Source organism: Mycobacterium venezuelense (assembly GCF_054919535.1).
The window spans coordinates 215,202-231,916 of record NZ_JBONDW010000001.1 but is presented as its reverse complement, the minus strand read 5'-3'; the positions used below and the strand labels follow the sequence as shown (position 1 = coordinate 231,916).

Sequence of the window (16,715 nt, the reverse complement as noted above, 5' to 3'; positions counted from 1 at the left end):
CGAGACCTATGACCAGCGTGTTGATCGTTGAAGACGAGGAGTCGCTGGCCGATCCTTTGGCATTCCTGCTCCGCAAGGAGGGCTTCGAAGCCACGGTGGTTGGCGATGGCCCGTCCGCGTTGGCGGAGTTCGAGCGTTCGGGTGCTGACATCGTGCTGTTGGACCTGATGCTGCCCGGGATGAGCGGAACCGATGTCTGCAAGCAGCTGCGCGCCCGCTCCAGCGTGCCGGTGATCATGGTCACCGCCCGTGACAGTGAGATCGACAAGGTCGTCGGGCTCGAGCTCGGCGCCGACGACTACGTCACCAAGCCGTACTCGGCCCGTGAACTCATCGCCCGCATCCGCGCGGTACTGCGGCGTGGTGCCGACACCGACGACACCGGCATAAGCGACGGCGTGCTTGAGGCAGGCCCGGTCCGGATGGACGTCGAACGCCATGTCGTGAGCGTCAACGGCGAGCAGATCACGTTGCCGCTCAAGGAGTTCGATCTCCTCGAGTACCTGATGCGCAACAGCGGGCGCGTTCTGACGCGTGGCCAGCTCATCGACCGGGTGTGGGGTGCCGACTACGTCGGCGACACCAAGACCCTCGACGTGCACGTCAAGCGGCTACGCTCCAAGATCGAAGCCGACCCGGCCAACCCGGTGCACCTCGTCACCGTGCGCGGGCTCGGCTACAAACTGGAAGGGTGACCGGGCTACTCGGCGGCGCGCGTCGCCGGGTGGACGGCGATCAGTCCTAAGTTGCTGCGCCGCTTGCACATTGCGGCCAGTTCGGCGTAGGCCTTCTCGCCCAGAATGGCGGTCAGCTCCGGCCCGTAGGACTCCCACACCTGCTTCGCGCCGACGTGGGCGGCCGGATCGCCCGTGCAGTACCAGTGCAGGTCCGCACCGCCCTCGCCCCAGCCGCGCCGGTCGTACTCGGTGATGACCGTCTTGAGCACCTGGGTGCCGTCGGGCCGGGTGACCCAGTCCTGACTGCGCCGGATCGGCAACTGCCAGCACACGTCGGGTTTCATCGTCAGCGGTTCGACGCCGAGCTTGAGCGCCTTGCTGTGCAGCGCACAGCCGATGCCGGAGCGGAACCCGGGCCGGTTCAGAAAGATGCACGCGCCCTTGTACTTTCGGGTGCGCAGATTCGGTTTGCCGTCGTACTCGTCGTCCTCGAGATAGCCCTTCTTGCCAAGGCCCTTCTCGCGGAACTGCCAGTCGTCGTCGGTCAATTGCTTGACCGCGTCGTCGAGCCGGGCCCGGTCGTCGTCATCGGAGAGAAACGCGCCGTGCGAGCAACATCCGTCGTCGGGCCTGCCCTCGACCGTGCCCTTGCAGGCCGGCGTGCCGAACACACAGGTCCAGCGCGACAGCAGCCACGTCATATCCGCCGCGATCAGATGTTCCGCGTCATCGGGGTCATAGAACTCCACCCACTCGCGGGCGAAGTCGAGCTCCACTTCACCTGACTTCATGGTCTGCTCTTCGCGCAAGCGCTCAATCGCGACACGTGTCACGCCGCAAACGGTACTCGCATCTGCCCGAAGGCATTTCCCAATCGTGCGGTGTGCCGCGCCACAGACACGTGGGTCCGGGCACGAAACCGCCTGCGCGACCCATTAGGTTGGGGACGTGCGGTTAGGCGTGCTCGACGTGGGCAGTAACACGGTGCATCTACTCGTGGTGGATGCCCGCCGGGGCGGCCATCCGACCCCCATGAGTTCGACCAAGGCCGCACTGCGGTTGGCGGAGGCCATCGACAACTCCGGCAAGCTCACCCGCAAGGGCGCCGACAAGCTGGTGGAAACGGTCGACGAGTTCGCCAAGATCGCCACCAGCTCGGGCTGTGCCGAGCTCATGGCGTTTGCCACCTCGGCCGTGCGTGATGCCACCAACTCCGAGGACGTGCTGGCCCGGGTGCGGTCGGAAACCGGCGTTTCGCTGCAGGTGCTCAGTGGTGTCGACGAGTCCCGGCTGACGTTTCTCGCGGTACGCCGCTGGTATGGCTGGAGCGCGGGCCGGATCATCAACATCGACATCGGCGGTGGTTCGCTGGAATTGTCGAACGGTGTCGACGAAGAGCCCGAGGTGGCGCTGTCGCTGCCGCTGGGCGCGGGGCGGCTGACTCGGGAATGGCTGCCCGACGATCCGCCGGGCCGGCGCCGGGTCGCGATGCTGCGGGACTGGCTGTCGACCGAACTGGCCGACGCGGGCGCGACCATGCTCAAACCGGGCACGCCGGACCTGGCCGTCGCGACCTCGAAGACCTTCCGGTCGCTGGCCCGGTTGACCGGCGCGGCGCCGTCCGGGGCAGGTCCACGCGTCAAACGGACGTTGACGGCAACTGGATTAAGACAGCTCATAGCTTTCATCTCTAGGATGACGGCGGCTGACCGTGCTGAACTGGAAGGGGTGAGTGCCGAGCGGGCCCCACAGATCGTCGCCGGTGCGTTGGTAGCTGAGGCTAGTATGCGAGCACTGGAGGTCGAATCTGTCGACATTTGCCCCTGGGCACTGCGGGAAGGGTTGATCCTGCGGAAACTCGACAGCGAGGCCGACGGAACCGCCCTGGTAGGAACAGCGGCACGGGATGCTGGACGATAAGAAATAGCTAGCCCCAAAGGCAACACAGGATGACTGGACCAGAAGATAGCCACACCGGCACGCGCCCGATCTCGGTCGCGGAGTTGCTGGCAAAGAACGGAACGATCGGCGCACCGCCCGTCGGCGGACGCCGTCGGCGCCGGCGGGGTAACAGCGACTCGGTGACCGTCGCCGAACTCACCGGTGAGATTCCGATCGTTAGCGACGACGACCCCGCGCCCGAGACCCGCAGCGAGCCCGAAACCCGCCGCGAACCCGACCCGGCACTGGTCGACACCGCCATCGTGGCCGCCGTCGATGCCGAGCCCGCGCCGCACAGCCCACGCAACGGAGCCGCGACAAGCACCGATGTCGAGCGCGAGCCCGAGCCCGAGATCGACCCGGTGGAGGCCGATTACGACGCGCATCTGCAGGCGCGCGACGCCGACCCGGAACCCGTGGAGTTCCGCCCGCGCCCGCGCCGCCAGCAGTATCCGGGACCGCGCGACTACACGCCGTCGGGCTCCGGCGCGGAGCGGATGAGCCCCGACCCTCTCGACGATCTGGACGACCACGACGCGCCGACGTCCAAGGGCTCGGCCAAGCTCGTGGAATCCGCCGATGACGACGTCGACACCGACGGCGACCGCGAGTCCTACCTCGGCTCGTCGCTTGGGCCGCTATTCGGCGGCCAGTCCGTGGCCGACGACATCGCCCGTAAGGGCAGGCCCGGTGTGGACGATGACGTCGACGATGATGACCGCACCACCGCCACCGCTGTCGATGACCGCGACGACCTGGACGAGTTCGACGAGGTCGATGACACCGAGGGTTCGCCGCTCGTGCGCGGCGCGTGGATCGTCGGTCAGTGCGTCATCGCGGTCGCGTTCGGCGCAGGCCTGTTCATCGCGTTCGATCAGCTGTGGAAGTGGAACACGATCGTCGCGCTCGTGCTGGGGGTGCTGGTCATCCTCGGCCTGGCCGGTGGCGTGCGGGTGGTGCGCAAGACCGAGGACATCGGCAGCACGCTGACCGCGGTCGCGGTCGGAGCCCTGGTCACGTTCGGACCTCTGGCGCTACTGCAGGCGAGTTAGTACACCGGTACACAATTAGAATCAGCACCCTGTGCGCCCTGCCATCAAGGTCGGCCTGTCCACGGCTTCGGTCTATCCGCTGAGGACCGAGGCTGCCTTCGAGTACGCGGCCCGCCTCGGCTACGACGGCGTCGAGTTGATGGTGTGGGCCGAATCGGTCAGCCAGGACGTCGATGCCATCGCGAAAATGTCCGCCCATTACGGGGTTCCGGTGCTGTCCGTGCACGCGCCCTGCCTGCTGATCTCGCAGCGGGTCTGGGGCGCCAACCCGATCCCCAAGCTAGAACGCAGCGTGCGCGCCGCCGAGGAGCTGGGCGCGCAGACCGTCGTCGTCCATCCGCCGTTCCGGTGGCAGCGCCGTTACGCCGAGGGCTTCACCGAACAGGTTGCCGCCCTCGAAGCGGACAGCGACGTGCTCGTCGCGGTGGAGAACATGTTCCCGTTCCGGGCCGACCGGTTCTACGGCGCAGGCCAGACGTCCATCGAGCGCATGCGCAAACGCGGCGGCAGGCCGGGGCCCGGCATCTCCGCGTTCGCGCCGTCCTACGACCCGCTCGACGGCAACCACGCCCACTACACGCTCGATCTGAGCCACACCGCGACGGCGGGCACCGACGCACTGGACATGGCCCGCCGGATGGGCGACGGACTGGTGCACCTGCACCTGTGCGACGGCAATGGCGCGTCGACCGACGAGCATCTGGTTCCCGGTCGTGGCACCCAGCCGACCGCCGAGGTCTGCCAGATGTTGGCCAACGGCGACTTCACCGGGCATGTGATCCTCGAGGTCACGACGTCGGGCGCGCGCACCGCCGCCGAGCGCGAAGCGCTGTTGGTGGAGTCCCTGCAGTTCGCCCGCAAGCACCTGCTGCGCTGAGCGCGGCTGCCACCGACCGGAGGACATACCCGCATGCCCGGATCCACGCTGTTCACCGATGCCATGGCGCTCACCCCGGCCGGCGACGGCGTCTATGACGGTCACCTCAACGAGCACTGGACGATCGGGCCAAAGGTGCACGGCGGGGCCATGCTGGCGCTTTGTGCCAACGCGGCACGGACCGAGGCCGGGGCAGGAGCTGAGCCCATAGCGGTGTCGGGCAATTTCCTGTGGGCCCCCGACCCCGGGCCCATGCGCGTGGTCACGACGGTGCGCAAACGCGGCCGTCGCATCAGCGTGGTCGACGTCGAACTCAATCAGGGTGACCGCACCGCGGTGCACGCCTCGGTGACCCTCGGCGAGCCCGAACATCATGTGGCGCCGCTGCTGTCGTTCAACCCGGTCGTGCCGTTGATGACGCCGGAACCGCCGCCCGGCCTCGAACCGATCGGCCCAGGACATCCGATGGAGCACATCGTGCATCTGGCGCACGGCTGTGACATCCGGCCCGCCCTGCACACGCTGGGGCCGCGGACCGACGGCGGTCCGCCGGTTTTCGAGTACTGGGTCCGGCCCAAGGGCGTCGCGCCCGACGTCCTGTTCGCCCTTCTGTGCGGCGACGTGTCGGCTCCGGTCACATTCGCCGTCGAGCGCACCGGTTGGGCGCCCACGGTCCAGCTGACGGCGTTTCTGCGGGCGCTGCCAGCCGATGGGTGGCTGCGCGTCATGTGCACCGCCGTCCAGATCGGTCAGGACTGGTTCGACGAGGACCACATCGTGGTCGACTGTGAGGGCCGCATCATCGTGCAGTCCCGCCAACTCGCGATGGTGCCCGCCGAGGGCTCCTGACCGCACGCCGTGCGATGCTGTGCGCCATGTCGAGAATCGCGATCATCGGCGGCGGCAGCATGGGTGAAGCGTTGCTGTCGGGGCTGTTACGGGCCGGTAGGCAGGTCAAGGACATGGTGGTCTCGGAGAAGTTCCCGGACCGTGCGAAGTACCTCGCCGACAAGTACTCGGTCCGCGTCACGTCGGTCGTCGATGCGGCCGAGAACGCCGATTACGTCATCGTCGCGGTCAAGCCCGCCGATGTCGCGACCATCGTCGAAGAGGTCACCGAGGCCGCGGCGCGCGCCGAGACGGATTCCGCCGAGCAGGTGTTCGTCACGATCGCGGCCGGGGTGAGCACGTCGTTCTACGAGTCGAAGCTGCCAGCCGGCGCGCCGGTGATCCGGGTCATGCCCAACGCACCGGTCGTCGTCGGCGGCGGGGTCAGCGCGCTCGCGCCCGGCCGGTTCGCCACCGCCGAGCAACTCAAGGAGGTCTCGGCGATCTTCGACGCGGTCGGGGGAGTCATCACGGTCGCCGAATCGCAGCTGGACGCGGTGACGGCCGTATCCGGGTCGGGGCCGGCCTACTTCTTCCTGATGGTGGAGGCGTTGGTGGACGCGGCTGTCGCGTCCGGTCTGTCGCGTGCGGTGGCGACCGATCTGGTGGTGCAGACGATGGCCGGTTCGGCCGCGATGTTGCTCGAGCGTCTCGACGAGGTCGACGCGGCGGGCGGAGCCGCGATGGACACCACGGCGGCGCAGCTGCGCGCCACGGTTACGTCACCCGCCGGAACGACGGCCGCTGGACTGCGCGAACTGGAGCGCGGGGGCCTGCGGGCCGCGGTCGCCAATGCCGTGGAAGCTGCGAAAACGCGCTCTGAGCAGCTAGGAATTACATCAGAGTAATTAGAGAAATTCGGATGGATTAGCCCACACCCGTCGCAGTAACCCCACCTGCCACGCTATTCTCCCTTTGTATGCGCGGGTTGGTGCCAGCGGTGGGGAAGCCGCTGGAACTGCCCGTGCCTGATTGATTGGGTTGCGATGACGTCTATGAACGGGCCATCGGCGCGGGATGCTGGCGACGGCCAGCCCCGAGCTCAATTTCTGACAGTCGCCGAGGTGGCGAGCTTGATGAGGGTCTCGAAAATGACGGTGTACCGGTTGGTGCACAACGGCGAGTTGCCTGCGGTCCGGGTGGGCCGATCGTTCCGGGTACACGCCAAGGCTGTCCATGATCTGCTGGAGACCTCGTACTTCGACGCGGGTTAGGCATGGTGGCGCCGACGTCGGTGTAGGCAGGCGTTTTCCGTTTCCCAGGCTGGCCCGGGTAAAGTAACCAGGTCAATCACTAGCTGTCTAGGTAGCGGAGTCACCGGGGTTTATGGGTTCAGTCATCAAGAAGCGGCGTAAGCGCATGTCGAAGAAGAAGCACCGCAAGCTGCTTCGACGCACCCGGGTGCAGCGCAGAAAACTCGGCAAGTAGCCGACCGCCGCGGCCGCTAGGCTGAGCCGATGGATTCTGATGGACGTTCTGGGGGACGCCCGACGGGAGTCCCCGGCAATGCCGGAGGTACGGAATCCGCAGATTCGGCGCCGTACCCGAAGGTGGTTCTGGTCACGGGTGCGTGCCGGTTCCTCGGTGGTTATCTGACCGCCAGGCTGGCACAGAACCCGCTGATCAACCATGTCATCGCCGTCGATGCGATCGCACCGAGCAAGGATCTGCTGCGTCGCATGGGGCGGGCCGAGTTCGTCCGCGCCGACATCCGCAATCCGTTCATCGCCAAGGTGATCAGGAACGGGGATGTCGACACCGTTGTGCACGCCGCGGCGGCCTCCTACGCGCCGCGGTCCGGCGGGCGGGCCACGTTGAAGGAACTCAACGTGATGGGCGCGATCCAGCTGTTCGCGGCCTGCCAGAAGACACCGTCGGTACGCCGGGTGATCCTCAAGTCGACCTCGGAGGTCTACGGCTCAAGCTCGCGCGACCCGGTGATGTTCACCGAGGAGAGCAGCGCACGCCGACCGCCGGGTGAGGGTTTCGCTCGCGACAGCATGGACATTGAGGGCTATGCGCGCGGGCTGGCCCGGCGCCGTCCCGACATCGCGGTGACCATTCTGCGGCTGGCCAACATGATCGGCCCGGCGATGGACACCGCGCTGTCGCGCTATCTGGCCGGGCCGGTCGTGCCATCGGTCGTCGGCCACGATGCCCGGTTGCAGCTGCTGCACGAGCAGGACGCGCTCGGGGCGCTGGAACGCGCCACCGTGGCGGGCAAGGCGGGCACCTTCAACGTCGGTGCCGCGGGCATCATCATGATGAGTCAGGCGATCCGTCGCTCGGGCCGGATCCGGCTTCCGGTGCCGCGTTCGGCGTTGTCCGCCGTGGATTCGCTGAGCCGCGCCACTCGCTACACCGAACTCGATCGCGAGCAGTTGAACTACCTCAGCTACGGCCGGGTCATGGACACCACGCGGATGCTCAACGATCTGGGATACCATCCGAAGTGGACGACTGCGGAGGCTTTCGACGATTATGTACGTGGTCGTGGATTGACTCCGATCATCGACCCACGATGGGTACGCTCAATGGAGAGTCGCGCCGTGGGGATGGCGCAGCGTTGGGGACACTAGTACTGACTCGATCCGGGGTGGGGAGAAGGTATCGACGTGGCGGGCGAACCTAAGGCGAAAGTCATTCCGCTACACGGGAATTCAACCCGTGCTTCGGCCACTCGCCGGGCTGCCCAGCGTACCGAGAGTGCGCGTCGACATCCTTCGCTGCTCGCCGATCCCGGGACGAGGGCCTCGGCCGAGCAGATCGCCGCGGTGGTCCGCGAGATCGATCAGCGGCGCAGCGCTGCCTCGGGTGTTCCGCCGGTCGAGGACAACCCCACCGAGCTTGCCAAAGCCATTGCCGCCCTATCGGAATTCGCCCGTAAACGGATGGCGGGCGATTACACCGTCGACGAATTCGGATTCGACGAACACCTCACCAACGCTATCTTTCTTCCTTTGCTGCGAGTGTTCTTCCAGAACTGGTTCCGGGTCGAGGTATCGGGGATCGAGAACCTGCCGGACACGGGCGCGGCACTCGTCGTGGCCAACCACGCCGGCGTCCTGCCGTTCGACGGTTTGATGACTCAGGTCGCCGTGCACGATCACCATCCCGCGCACCGCCACCTCCGGTTGCTGGCCGCCGATCTGGTGTTCGATCTGCCGATGGTCGGCCAGGCCGCACGCAAAGCCGGCCACACCATGGCCTGCACGACCGACGCACACCGGCTGCTGGCCAACGGCGAGCTCACCGCGGTCTTCCCGGAGGGCTTCAAAGGGCTCGGCAAGCACTTCAAGGACCGCTACAAGCTGCAGCGATTCGGCCGCGGCGGATTCGTTTCGGCTGCGCTGCGGGCCAAGGCCCCGATCGTGCCGTGCTCGATCGTCGGGTCGGAGGAGATCTACCCGATGATCGCCGACGTGAAGCTGCTGGCCCGGCTGCTTGGGCTGCCGTACTTCCCGGTGACGCCGCTGTTCCCGCTCGCCGGCCCGGCCGGGATGATTCCGCTGCCGTCGAAGTGGCATATCCGGTTCGGTGAGCCGATCGACACGACGGGCTACGACGAGGGTGCTGCCGACGACCCGATGGTCACGTTCGAGTTGACCGACCAGGTGCGGGAGACCATCCAGCACACGCTCTATCAGTTGTTGGCCGGCCGCCGGAACATGTTCTTCGGCTGAGATTCTGGGGGCTGTCAGCTCCCGGACTTTTGCCCAGCAATCATCCGGGCGATCGCGGCGTCGCGTGCGGCGGCGATCTGCGAGCTGATCTCATCGGCCTCGTCGGGGTGGGCCGCCTCGCCGAGCATCGTGACGATGCTGGTCGCGATGGGTTTGCCGTCGTCGTCGGTGACCTCGGCCCGGATCTCGCAGATCACGGTGCCGTGCGACTCGATGACCGAATCCAGATACGAGTCGAACCACAGCTTGTCGCCAACGACGATCGGCCGGTGGAAGATCAGCTTCTGGTCGCGGTGCAGCACCCGTTCGAGATTGATCGGCACGTCGAACTTGTCGAAGAGCTCGAGTTGGACGCGGCGGCCGGCAACAGCCAGGAACGTCAGCGACGCCACCACGCTGTCGTGTCCGTACTCCTTGGCGGCCTCGTCGCTGTAGTGGGCGGGATGGTCGTCCTTGACGGCGCGGGCGAACTCGCGGACCTTCTCGCGGCCGACCTCGAAGTAGTCCGGATACCGGTAGTGAGTCCCGATGATGTCTGCGGCGATACTCATGTGCCCTGTACTGCTCCCTGTGCTCTCCGCATGAACCGTCCCTTGCTGCGGGGCACGTTTGTGCGGCCCGCCGCGGTGCCGATTACGCGGCCCGCCGCGGTGCCGATTACGCAGCCCGCCGCGGGCGCTCCATTTCGCGGCCCGCCGCGGAAGCCTATCAGCGCGCTCCGATTGCTCAGCGAATGTCGTGGCGACGCGACGCCACCGCGGCCAGCGCACCGCCGAGGGCGCCGAGCGCCAACGCCGACGGCACCCCGATCCGTGCGGCTTTGCGTGCCGTCCGGAAATCGCGGATCTCCCAGCCCCGTTCGCGGGCCAGATCGCGCAACGCCGCGTCGGGGTTGATGGCCACCGCGGTGCCGACCAGCGACAGCATCGGCACGTCGTTGAAGCTGTCGGAGTACGCCGTGCAGCGGCGCAGGTTGAGGCCTTCGCGAATGGCCAGCGAGCGCACCGCGTGGGCCTTGCCGGTGCCGTGCAGGATGTCGCCGACGAGCCGGCCGGTGAACACGCCGTCGACGGATTCCGCGACGGTGCCGAGCGCACCCGTGAGCCCCAGCCGCTTGGCGATCGTGGCGGCCAGCTCGTAAGGCGTCGCGGTGACCAGCCAAACCTGCTGGCCCGCGTCGAGGTGCATCTGCGCCAGCGCCCGGGTGCCCGGCCAGATCTTGTCGGCGATGATCTGGTCGTAAATCTCCTCGCCGAGTTCGACGAGCTCGGCGGTCGACCGGCCCTCGATGAACGCGAGGGCCTTGCGCCGGCCCGCCGCCACGTCTTCGCTGTTCTCCTTGCCGGTGAACTGGAACTTGGCCTGCGCGTACACGATGCCGAGGATGTCGGCATAGGTGAAGTACTTGCGCGCGGCCAGTCCGCGCGCGAAGTGCACGAGCGACGATCCATGCACGAGCGTGTTGTCGACGTCGAAGAACGCCGCCGCGGTCAGATCAGGCGGAGGCGCGCTGGGGCCGGCGGACGCATCGGCTTCAAGGTCGGTGGCGAGATCGGTGACCGCTGCTTCGGCGCTGGCCTCGCCGCCGAGCTCCTGAGCGGGCGCATCGGCACTACCGGATTCGGACACGAATTCACCCTAAGTCACGCGGCGGGGATACTGGCGGCGTGGAGCGCGAGCAGTCCGGTCCGGCGGATCGGCACACCGTGACGTTGCTGACCAGGGCCGGGTGCAGCTTGTGCGCGCGGGCCGCGGAGCAACTGACCGCATTGCGCGACGAGCTCGGGTTCGAGCTGGTCACCACCGACGTCGACGTCGAAGCCGCCGCAGGCGACCCGAAGCTGCGCGCGCAGTTCGGTGACCTGTTGCCCGTCATTTTGCTGAACGGATCCGAACACAGCTACTGGGAAGTCGACGAGCAGCAGTTGCGTCGCGACGTCACCGGCGGCATAGATCACTAGGTGAAATTTGGTGGCCGGGCAGGGAAACGATTACCTTGGTGACGTGGTGATGAAGCCGTGAGCGTGCTGCTATTCGGGGTTTCGCACCGCAGCGCGCCGGTGTCTGTTCTCGAGCAGCTGAGCACCGACGAGGCCGAGCAGGCCAAGATCATCGACCAGGTGCTCCAATCGTCGTTGGTCACTGAGGCCATGGTGCTGTCCACGTGCAACCGCGTCGAGGTATACGCGGTGGTCGAGGCGTTCCACGGTGGTCTCTCGGTGATCGGGCAGGTGCTCTCCGAGCACTCCGGCATGGGGCTCAACGACCTCACCAAATACGCGTACGTTCGCTACGCCGAGGCCGCCGTCGAGCATCTGTTCGCGGTGACCAGCGGCCTGGATTCGGCGGTCATCGGCGAAGCGCAGGTGCTGGGCCAGGTCCGCCGGGCCTACGCGTCGGCCGAAGCCAACCACACCGTCGGCCGCACCCTGCATGAGCTGGCACAACGGGCGCTTTCGGTCGGCAAGCGCGTGCATTCGGAGACGGGCATCGACGCCGCGGGCGCCTCGGTGGTGTCCGTGGCCCTTGGCATGGCCGAGGCCAAACTCACCGGTGGGCTCGCGGGCCGCACCGCGGCCGTGATCGGAGCCGGGTCGATGGGTGCGCTTGCCGGCGCCCACCTGGTGCGTGCCGGCATCGAGCGCGTGCACGTGGTCAACCGTTCCCTGCCGCGAGCCCGACGGCTCGCCGAGAACCTCACCGACCAGGGCGTGGTGGCCGATGCGGTGGCGCTGGAGAACCTGCCGGAGGCGCTTGCCGACGTCGATGTCGTCGTGAGCAGCACGGGTGCCGTCCGTCCCGTCGTGTCGCTGGCCGACGTGCACCATGCGCTGGCCCAGCGCAACGCTTCGGGCACCGAGCATCAACTGGTCATCTGCGACCTCGGCATGCCGCGTGACGTCGACCCGGCGGTGGCCGGTTTGCCCGGTGTCTGGGTGGTCGACATGGACCGCATCCAGCGCGAACCGTCGGCCCGCGCGGCCGCCACGGACGCCGACGCGGCCCGCAACATCGTTGCCACCGAGGTTGCCAACTACCTCGCCGGGCAGCGCATGGCCGAGGTCACCCCGACCGTCACCGCGCTGCGCCAGCGGGCGGCCGACGTGGTCGAGGCGGAGTTGCTGCGGCTCGACAACCGGCTTCCCGGCCTGGACGCCGCCCATCGCGACGAGGTCGCCAAGACCGTGCGCCGGGTGGTCGACAAGTTGCTGCACGCCCCGACCGTGCGCGTCAAGCAGCTGGCAAGCGCCCCGGGCGGGGATAGCTACGCCGAGGCGCTTCGCGAGCTCTTCGAACTCGACCCGCAGGCCGTCGAAGCTGTGGCAGCCAGCGAATTGCCATTTATGGCAACAGATCTCGATAAGACTGAGTAGAGATTGGCAAACTCTCCTAGGACGCGTGACACTCCGATCCGGATCGGAACCCGGGGTAGCTTGCTGGCGACCACGCAGGCCGGAACCATCAGAGACGCATTGCTGGCCGCCGGGCATCCCTGCGAGCTCGTCATCATCTCGACCGAGGGCGACCGCAATCAGGGGCCGATTGCCGACATCGGTGTCGGGGTGTTCACCGCGGCCTTGCGGGAAGCGATCCACGACGGCCGCGTCGATATGGCCGTCCACTCGTACAAAGATTTGCCAACCGCGCGCGATGAGCGCTTCGCCATCGCCGCGATACCCCGCCGTGAGGACCCGCGCGACGCGCTCGTCGCCCGCGACGGATTGGTGCTCGGAGAGTTGCCGGCCGGCTCGGTGATCGGCACGTCGAGCCCGCGGCGGGCGGCACAGCTTAGAGCACTGGGTCTCGGTTTGGAAATCCGCCCCCTACGAGGCAACCTAGATACCAGGTTGAACAGGGTTACGAGCGGTGATCTCGACGGCATCGTGGTCGCCCGGGCGGGTTTGGCCCGCATCGGACGACTGGACGTTGTCACCGAGACGCTCGAGCCGGTGCAGATGTTGCCAGCGCCGGCTCAAGGTGCGCTCGCGGTGGAATGCCGCGCCGGCGACACCGAGTTGGTCGCGGTGCTGTCGGAGCTGGATGACGCCGACACGCGTGCCGCGGTCACCGCCGAACGGGTCCTGCTCGCCGAACTGGAGGCGGGCTGTTCCGCACCGGTGGGCGCGATCGCCGAGGTGGTCGAGTCCATTGATGAGGACGGCAACGTCTTCGAAGAGCTGTCGTTGCGCGGCTGCGCAGCGACGCTGGACGGATCCGACGTGATCCGTGCGTCCGGCATCGGAACTCCGGAGCGGGCCGCCGACCTAGGCGTCTCGGTGGCCGCGGAGCTTTTCGAACTGGGCGCACGCGAGCTGTTGGAAGAGCGTGGGAGTGAGAAATGACCCGGCAGGACACCGTCGGCGGAGCCGACAATGCTGCCCGCGTTGGCGAAGCCGACAATGCTGCTCGCGTCGGCGGAGCCGACAATGCAGCCCGCGTCGGTAGTGCCGACAACGTAGTTCACGGCGGCGCCGACCATCCGGTCCGAGCGCGCGGCCGCAAGGCGAAGCCCGGTCGCATCACCTTCGTGGGTTCAGGCCCGGGTGACCCGGGACTGCTGACCGCGCGGGCGCAGGCGGTGCTCGCGCACGCCGAATTGGTTTTCACCGATCCCGACGTCCCCGAAGCGGTGCTGGCTCTCGTCGGCACCGACCTTCCGCCGGCTTCCGGTCCGGCGCCCGCGGCCAAGTCCGCGGACGCGGCCGACGCCGCTACGCCGCAGGCTGACCAGCCGGCCGTGATCCCGGGCGGGCCCGAGGTGCGGCCCGCACTCGGCGAACCTGCCGAGGTGGCCAAGACGCTGGCAGGCGAGGCCCGCCACGGATACGACGTCGTGCGTCTGGTCGCCGGTGACCCGCTTTCGGTGGATGCGGTGATCACCGAGATCGGCGCTCTGGCCAAGACGCACCTGAACTTCGAGATCGTGCCCGGTTTGCCCGATACGACCGCGGTGCCGACGTACGCCGGCCTGCCGCTGGGTTCGTCGCACACCGTCGCCGACGTCCGCGGCGACGTCGACTGGGCGGCTCTGGCCGCCGCGCCGGGTCCGCTGATCCTGCACGCGACGGCCTCGCATCTCCCGGACGCCGCGCGCACCCTCATCGAGCACGGTCTGGTGGACAGCACCCCCGCGGTGGTGACCGCCAACGGCACCACGTGCCAGCAGCGTTCGGTGGAGACCACGCTGAGCGGCCTGATCGACAAGGCCACGCTGGCAGGCAGCGAGCCCGCCGGTCCGCTGGCCGGGCCCCTGGTCGTCACGATCGGCAAGACCGTCGCCAACCGGGCCAAGCTCAATTGGTGGGAGAGCCGCGCGCTGTACGGCTGGACCGTTCTGGTGCCGCGCACCAAGGACCAGGCCGGCGAGATGAGCGGTCGGCTGGTGGGCCACGGTGCACTGCCCATCGAGGTGCCGACCATCGCCGTCGAGCCGCCGCGCAGCCCCGCGCAGATGGAGCGCGCGGTCAAGGGCCTGGTCGACGGCCGGTTCCAGTGGGTCGTGTTCACCTCGACCAACGCCGTTCGCGCGGTGTGGGAGAAGTTCAACGAGTTCGGCCTCGACGCGCGTGCGTTCTCCGGGGTCAAGATCGCCTGCGTCGGCCAGGCCACCGCCGACAAGGTACGTGCGTTCGGGATCAATCCGGAACTGGTTCCCTCGGGCGAGCAGTCCTCGCTCGGCCTGCTGGACGAATTCCCGCCCTACGACGAGGTTTTCGATCCGGTCAACCGGGTGCTGCTGCCGCGCGCCGACATCGCCACCGAGACGCTGGCCGAAGGCCTGCGCGAACGAGGTTGGGAGATCGAGGATGTCACCGCGTACCGCACGGTGCGCGCGGCTCCGCCGCCGGCCCACACCCGCGAGATGATCAAGACCGGTGGTTTCGACGCGGTCTGCTTCACGTCGAGCTCGACGGTGCGCAACCTGGTCGGTATCGCGGGCAAGCCGCACGCTCGCACCATCGTCGCCTGCATCGGACCGAAAACCGCTGAGACTGCAGCTGAATTCGGGCTGCGGGTCGATGTCCAGCCGGAGACGGCCGCCGTGGGTCCGCTGGTCGAGGCGCTCGCCGAGCATGCCGCGCGGTTGCGCGCCGAGGGTGCGTTGCCGCCGCCGCGCAAGAAGAGCCGTCGACGCTAACCGGAGAGATGCGGAGGCTTGACCGTGTCCTATCCAAGACATCGTCCGCGCCGGCTGCGGTCCACCCCGGCGATGCGCCGATTGGTGGCGCAAACGTCGTTGGAGCCAAGGCATCTGGTGTTGCCGATGTTCGTGGCGGACGGTATCGACGAACCTCGGCCCATCAACTCGATGCCTGGCGTCGTTCAGCACACCCGCGATTCGCTGCGGCGCGCCGCGGCTGACGCGGTCGACGCCGGAGTCGGCGGACTGATGTTGTTCGGCGTGCCGCGCGACGAGGACAAGGACCCCACCGGGTCGGCGGGGATCGACGCTGACGGCATCCTCAACGTGGCGTTGCGCGACCTCGCGAAAGACCTCGGCGACGCGACGGTGTTGATGGCCGACACGTGCCTCGACGAGTTCACCGATCACGGGCACTGCGGGATCGTCGACGACCGTGGCCGAGTGGACAACGACGCCACGAATCTTCAGTACGTAAAACTGGCTGTGGCACAGGCGGATTCAGGCGCACACGTGGTCGGGCCGAGCGGCATGATGGACGGTCAGGTGGCCGCCATCCGCGATGGCCTCGATGCTTCCGGGCACACCGATGTGGCCATCTTGGCCTACGCCGCGAAGTTCGCCTCGGCGTTCTACGGGCCCTTCCGCGAAGCGGTCTCGTCCAGCCTGGTCGGCGATCGCCGTACCTACCAACAGGATCCGGGCAACATTCGCGAGGCGGTCCACGAGATCGAGCTCGACCTCGACGAGGGTGCCGACATCGTGATGGTCAAACCCGCGATGAGCTATCTCGACGTGGTCCGGGCCGCGGCCGACATCTCGCCGGTTCCGGTGGCGGCTTATCAGATCTCGGGTGAGTACTCGATGATCAGTGCCGCCGCGGCCAATGGCTGGATCGACCTGCAGGCGGCCGCGCTCGAGTCGCTGATCGGGATTCGGCGGGCCGGTGCCGACATCGTGCTGACGTACTGGGCTGCCCAGGTCGCCGGCTGGCTCGCGTGACCGAACCCGTGACGCAACAGCGCAGGGAGCCCGGTGAACGTCCGGGACCCCGCCCTGACGACGTCGACACCGGGTTCTGGTTGTGGGTTGTCGCGCTGCCGCTGCTGGTGATCGGCTACCTGCTCGACGTCGTCACCGGCGCTCGCGGCGACCAGAGGGTGCTCCTGATCGTGTTCTCGGTGATGCTCATGGTGGTCGTGGCGTCGATCGTGGGGGCGTTTCTGGTCCTGCTGCGGCAAGGCTATCGGTGGGCACGGACCTTGTTGACGAGCGGCGGGGCGGTGTCGGTGGTGCATGCCGTCAGCAGCCTGCTGTCCGGCGACCGGCCTGCCGCCGTCGCGGTGGCGTATGCCGTCACGGCCATCGTCGGATCGGTACTGATAGTCGGCGGGATCTATCTGTTGCACCGCAAGGACGCGAACGGATACTTCACGCGCTGATTCGCTAGGCTTT

General features: G+C 67.6%; 19 protein-coding genes. 16 read left to right on the top strand and 3 right to left on the bottom strand.

Annotated features, from left to right (window positions below; translation table 11 throughout):
* The first annotated feature begins 8 nt into the window (after positions 1-8).
* On the top strand, positions 9-695 hold the full coding sequence (regX, locus tag ACRCUN_RS01150) for a two-component sensory transduction protein RegX (protein WP_462139817.1): 687 nt from the start codon (positions 9-11) through the stop codon (positions 693-695).
* Between the two features lie 5 nt (positions 696-700).
* Here the strand turns inward: regX and ACRCUN_RS01145 are convergent, their stop codons facing one another.
* On the bottom strand, positions 701-1,468 hold the full coding sequence (locus tag ACRCUN_RS01145; protein WP_462140109.1) for a DUF3109 family protein: 768 nt from the start codon (positions 1,466-1,468) through the stop codon (positions 701-703).
* A 157-nt stretch (positions 1,469-1,625) separates the two neighbouring features.
* Here ACRCUN_RS01145 and ACRCUN_RS01140 point away from each other — a divergent pair, with 157 nt between their 5' ends.
* From ACRCUN_RS01140 to ACRCUN_RS01100, 9 genes are all read left to right on the top strand, one after another.
* Positions 1,626-2,597: a Ppx/GppA family phosphatase gene (locus tag ACRCUN_RS01140; protein WP_462139816.1), complete on the top strand. Its 972-nt coding sequence runs from the start codon at positions 1,626-1,628 to the stop codon at positions 2,595-2,597.
* A 29-nt stretch (positions 2,598-2,626) separates the two neighbouring features.
* Positions 2,627-3,670: an Rv0497 family membrane protein gene (locus ACRCUN_RS01135; protein ID WP_462139815.1), complete on the top strand. Its 1,044-nt coding sequence runs from the start codon at positions 2,627-2,629 to the stop codon at positions 3,668-3,670.
* Positions 3,671-3,701: 31 nt separating this feature from the next.
* Positions 3,702-4,547 carry a sugar phosphate isomerase/epimerase family protein gene (locus ACRCUN_RS01130; protein WP_462139814.1) on the top strand — a complete coding sequence of 282 codons (846 nt, stop codon included), beginning with the start codon at positions 3,702-3,704 and terminating at the stop codon, positions 4,545-4,547.
* Positions 4,548-4,580: 33 nt separating this feature from the next.
* A complete protein-coding gene (locus ACRCUN_RS01125; RefSeq protein WP_462139813.1) occupies positions 4,581-5,396 on the top strand; it encodes a thioesterase family protein in 816 nt (271 codons plus the stop codon).
* A gap of 26 nt (positions 5,397-5,422) precedes the next feature.
* Positions 5,423-6,283, top strand: a complete 861-nt coding sequence (proC, locus tag ACRCUN_RS01120) for a pyrroline-5-carboxylate reductase (protein WP_462139812.1) — start codon at positions 5,423-5,425, stop codon at positions 6,281-6,283.
* A gap of 138 nt (positions 6,284-6,421) precedes the next feature.
* On the top strand, positions 6,422-6,649 hold the full coding sequence (locus ACRCUN_RS01115) for a cell division/environmental response transcriptional regulator (RefSeq protein WP_014876915.1): 228 nt from the start codon (positions 6,422-6,424) through the stop codon (positions 6,647-6,649).
* A gap of 112 nt (positions 6,650-6,761) precedes the next feature.
* Positions 6,762-6,863 (top strand): 30S ribosomal protein bS22, encoded by a 102-nt coding sequence (locus ACRCUN_RS01110; protein ID WP_003402602.1) that lies wholly within the window; start codon positions 6,762-6,764, stop codon positions 6,861-6,863.
* Between the two features lie 29 nt (positions 6,864-6,892).
* Positions 6,893-8,014 (top strand): SDR family oxidoreductase, encoded by a 1,122-nt coding sequence (locus ACRCUN_RS01105; RefSeq protein ID WP_462139811.1) that lies wholly within the window; start codon positions 6,893-6,895, stop codon positions 8,012-8,014.
* Between the two features lie 36 nt (positions 8,015-8,050).
* On the top strand, positions 8,051-9,118 hold the full coding sequence (locus tag ACRCUN_RS01100) for a lysophospholipid acyltransferase family protein (RefSeq protein ID WP_462139810.1): 1,068 nt from the start codon (positions 8,051-8,053) through the stop codon (positions 9,116-9,118).
* A 14-nt stretch (positions 9,119-9,132) separates the two neighbouring features.
* On the opposite strand, the gene ACRCUN_RS01095 is transcribed toward ACRCUN_RS01100, so the two are convergent.
* Both ACRCUN_RS01095 and ACRCUN_RS01090 read right to left on the bottom strand, forming a co-directional pair.
* Positions 9,133-9,669, bottom strand: coding sequence for an FAS1-like dehydratase domain-containing protein (locus ACRCUN_RS01095; protein WP_462139809.1), 537 nt, complete (start codon positions 9,667-9,669; stop codon positions 9,133-9,135).
* Between the two features lie 175 nt (positions 9,670-9,844).
* On the bottom strand, positions 9,845-10,747 hold the full coding sequence (locus ACRCUN_RS01090) for an HAD family hydrolase (protein ID WP_462139808.1): 903 nt from the start codon (positions 10,745-10,747) through the stop codon (positions 9,845-9,847).
* Between the two features lie 38 nt (positions 10,748-10,785).
* Between ACRCUN_RS01090 and ACRCUN_RS01085 the strand changes: the two genes are divergently transcribed.
* The 6 genes from ACRCUN_RS01085 to ACRCUN_RS01060 all read left to right on the top strand — a co-directional run bounded on the left by ACRCUN_RS01085 (position 10,786) and on the right by ACRCUN_RS01060 (position 16,702).
* The gene (locus tag ACRCUN_RS01085; RefSeq protein WP_462139807.1) at positions 10,786-11,079 is read left to right on the top strand and encodes a glutaredoxin family protein; all 294 of its coding nucleotides are present in this window, start codon (positions 10,786-10,788) and stop codon (positions 11,077-11,079) included.
* 57 nt (positions 11,080-11,136) lie between these two features.
* On the top strand, positions 11,137-12,492 hold the full coding sequence (locus tag ACRCUN_RS01080) for a glutamyl-tRNA reductase (protein WP_462139806.1): 1,356 nt from the start codon (positions 11,137-11,139) through the stop codon (positions 12,490-12,492).
* 36 nt (positions 12,493-12,528) lie between these two features.
* Positions 12,529-13,461, top strand: a complete 933-nt coding sequence (hemC, locus tag ACRCUN_RS01075) for a hydroxymethylbilane synthase (RefSeq protein ID WP_462140108.1) — start codon at positions 12,529-12,531, stop codon at positions 13,459-13,461.
* Positions 13,458-15,257, top strand: coding sequence for a bifunctional uroporphyrinogen-III C-methyltransferase/uroporphyrinogen-III synthase (locus tag ACRCUN_RS01070; RefSeq protein WP_462139805.1), 1,800 nt, complete (start codon positions 13,458-13,460; stop codon positions 15,255-15,257). The genes hemC and ACRCUN_RS01070 overlap by 4 nt, the downstream gene beginning before the upstream one ends.
* Positions 15,258-15,329: 72 nt before the next feature.
* Positions 15,330-16,262, top strand: coding sequence for a porphobilinogen synthase (gene hemB, locus ACRCUN_RS01065; RefSeq protein WP_462140107.1), 933 nt, complete (start codon positions 15,330-15,332; stop codon positions 16,260-16,262).
* Positions 16,259-16,702 carry a hypothetical protein gene (locus ACRCUN_RS01060; RefSeq protein WP_462139804.1) on the top strand — a complete coding sequence of 148 codons (444 nt, stop codon included), beginning with the start codon at positions 16,259-16,261 and terminating at the stop codon, positions 16,700-16,702. Before hemB ends, ACRCUN_RS01060 begins: the two co-directional genes overlap by 4 nt.
* The last annotated feature ends 13 nt before the right edge of the window (positions 16,703-16,715 follow it).

Coding starts and splice junctions, on each gene's coding strand:
- regX (WP_462139817.1), top strand. CDS start 9: ATGACCAGCGTGTTGATCGTTGAAGACGAGGAGTCGCTGGCCGATCCT.
- ACRCUN_RS01125 (WP_462139813.1), top strand. CDS start 4,581: ATGCCCGGATCCACGCTGTTCACCGATGCCATGGCGCTCACCCCGGCC.
- ACRCUN_RS01095 (WP_462139809.1), bottom strand. CDS start 9,669: ATGAGTATCGCCGCAGACATCATCGGGACTCACTACCGGTATCCGGAC.
- ACRCUN_RS01145 (WP_462140109.1), bottom strand. CDS start 1,468: ATGAAGTCAGGTGAAGTGGAGCTCGACTTCGCCCGCGAGTGGGTGGAG.
- ACRCUN_RS01070 (WP_462139805.1), top strand. CDS start 13,458: ATGACCCGGCAGGACACCGTCGGCGGAGCCGACAATGCTGCCCGCGTT.
- ACRCUN_RS01110 (WP_003402602.1), top strand. CDS start 6,762: ATGGGTTCAGTCATCAAGAAGCGGCGTAAGCGCATGTCGAAGAAGAAG.
- hemB (WP_462140107.1), top strand. CDS start 15,330: ATGCGCCGATTGGTGGCGCAAACGTCGTTGGAGCCAAGGCATCTGGTG.
- ACRCUN_RS01115 (WP_014876915.1), top strand. CDS start 6,422: ATGACGTCTATGAACGGGCCATCGGCGCGGGATGCTGGCGACGGCCAG.
- ACRCUN_RS01105 (WP_462139811.1), top strand. CDS start 6,893: ATGGATTCTGATGGACGTTCTGGGGGACGCCCGACGGGAGTCCCCGGC.
- ACRCUN_RS01135 (WP_462139815.1), top strand. CDS start 2,627: ATGACTGGACCAGAAGATAGCCACACCGGCACGCGCCCGATCTCGGTC.
- proC (WP_462139812.1), top strand. CDS start 5,423: ATGTCGAGAATCGCGATCATCGGCGGCGGCAGCATGGGTGAAGCGTTG.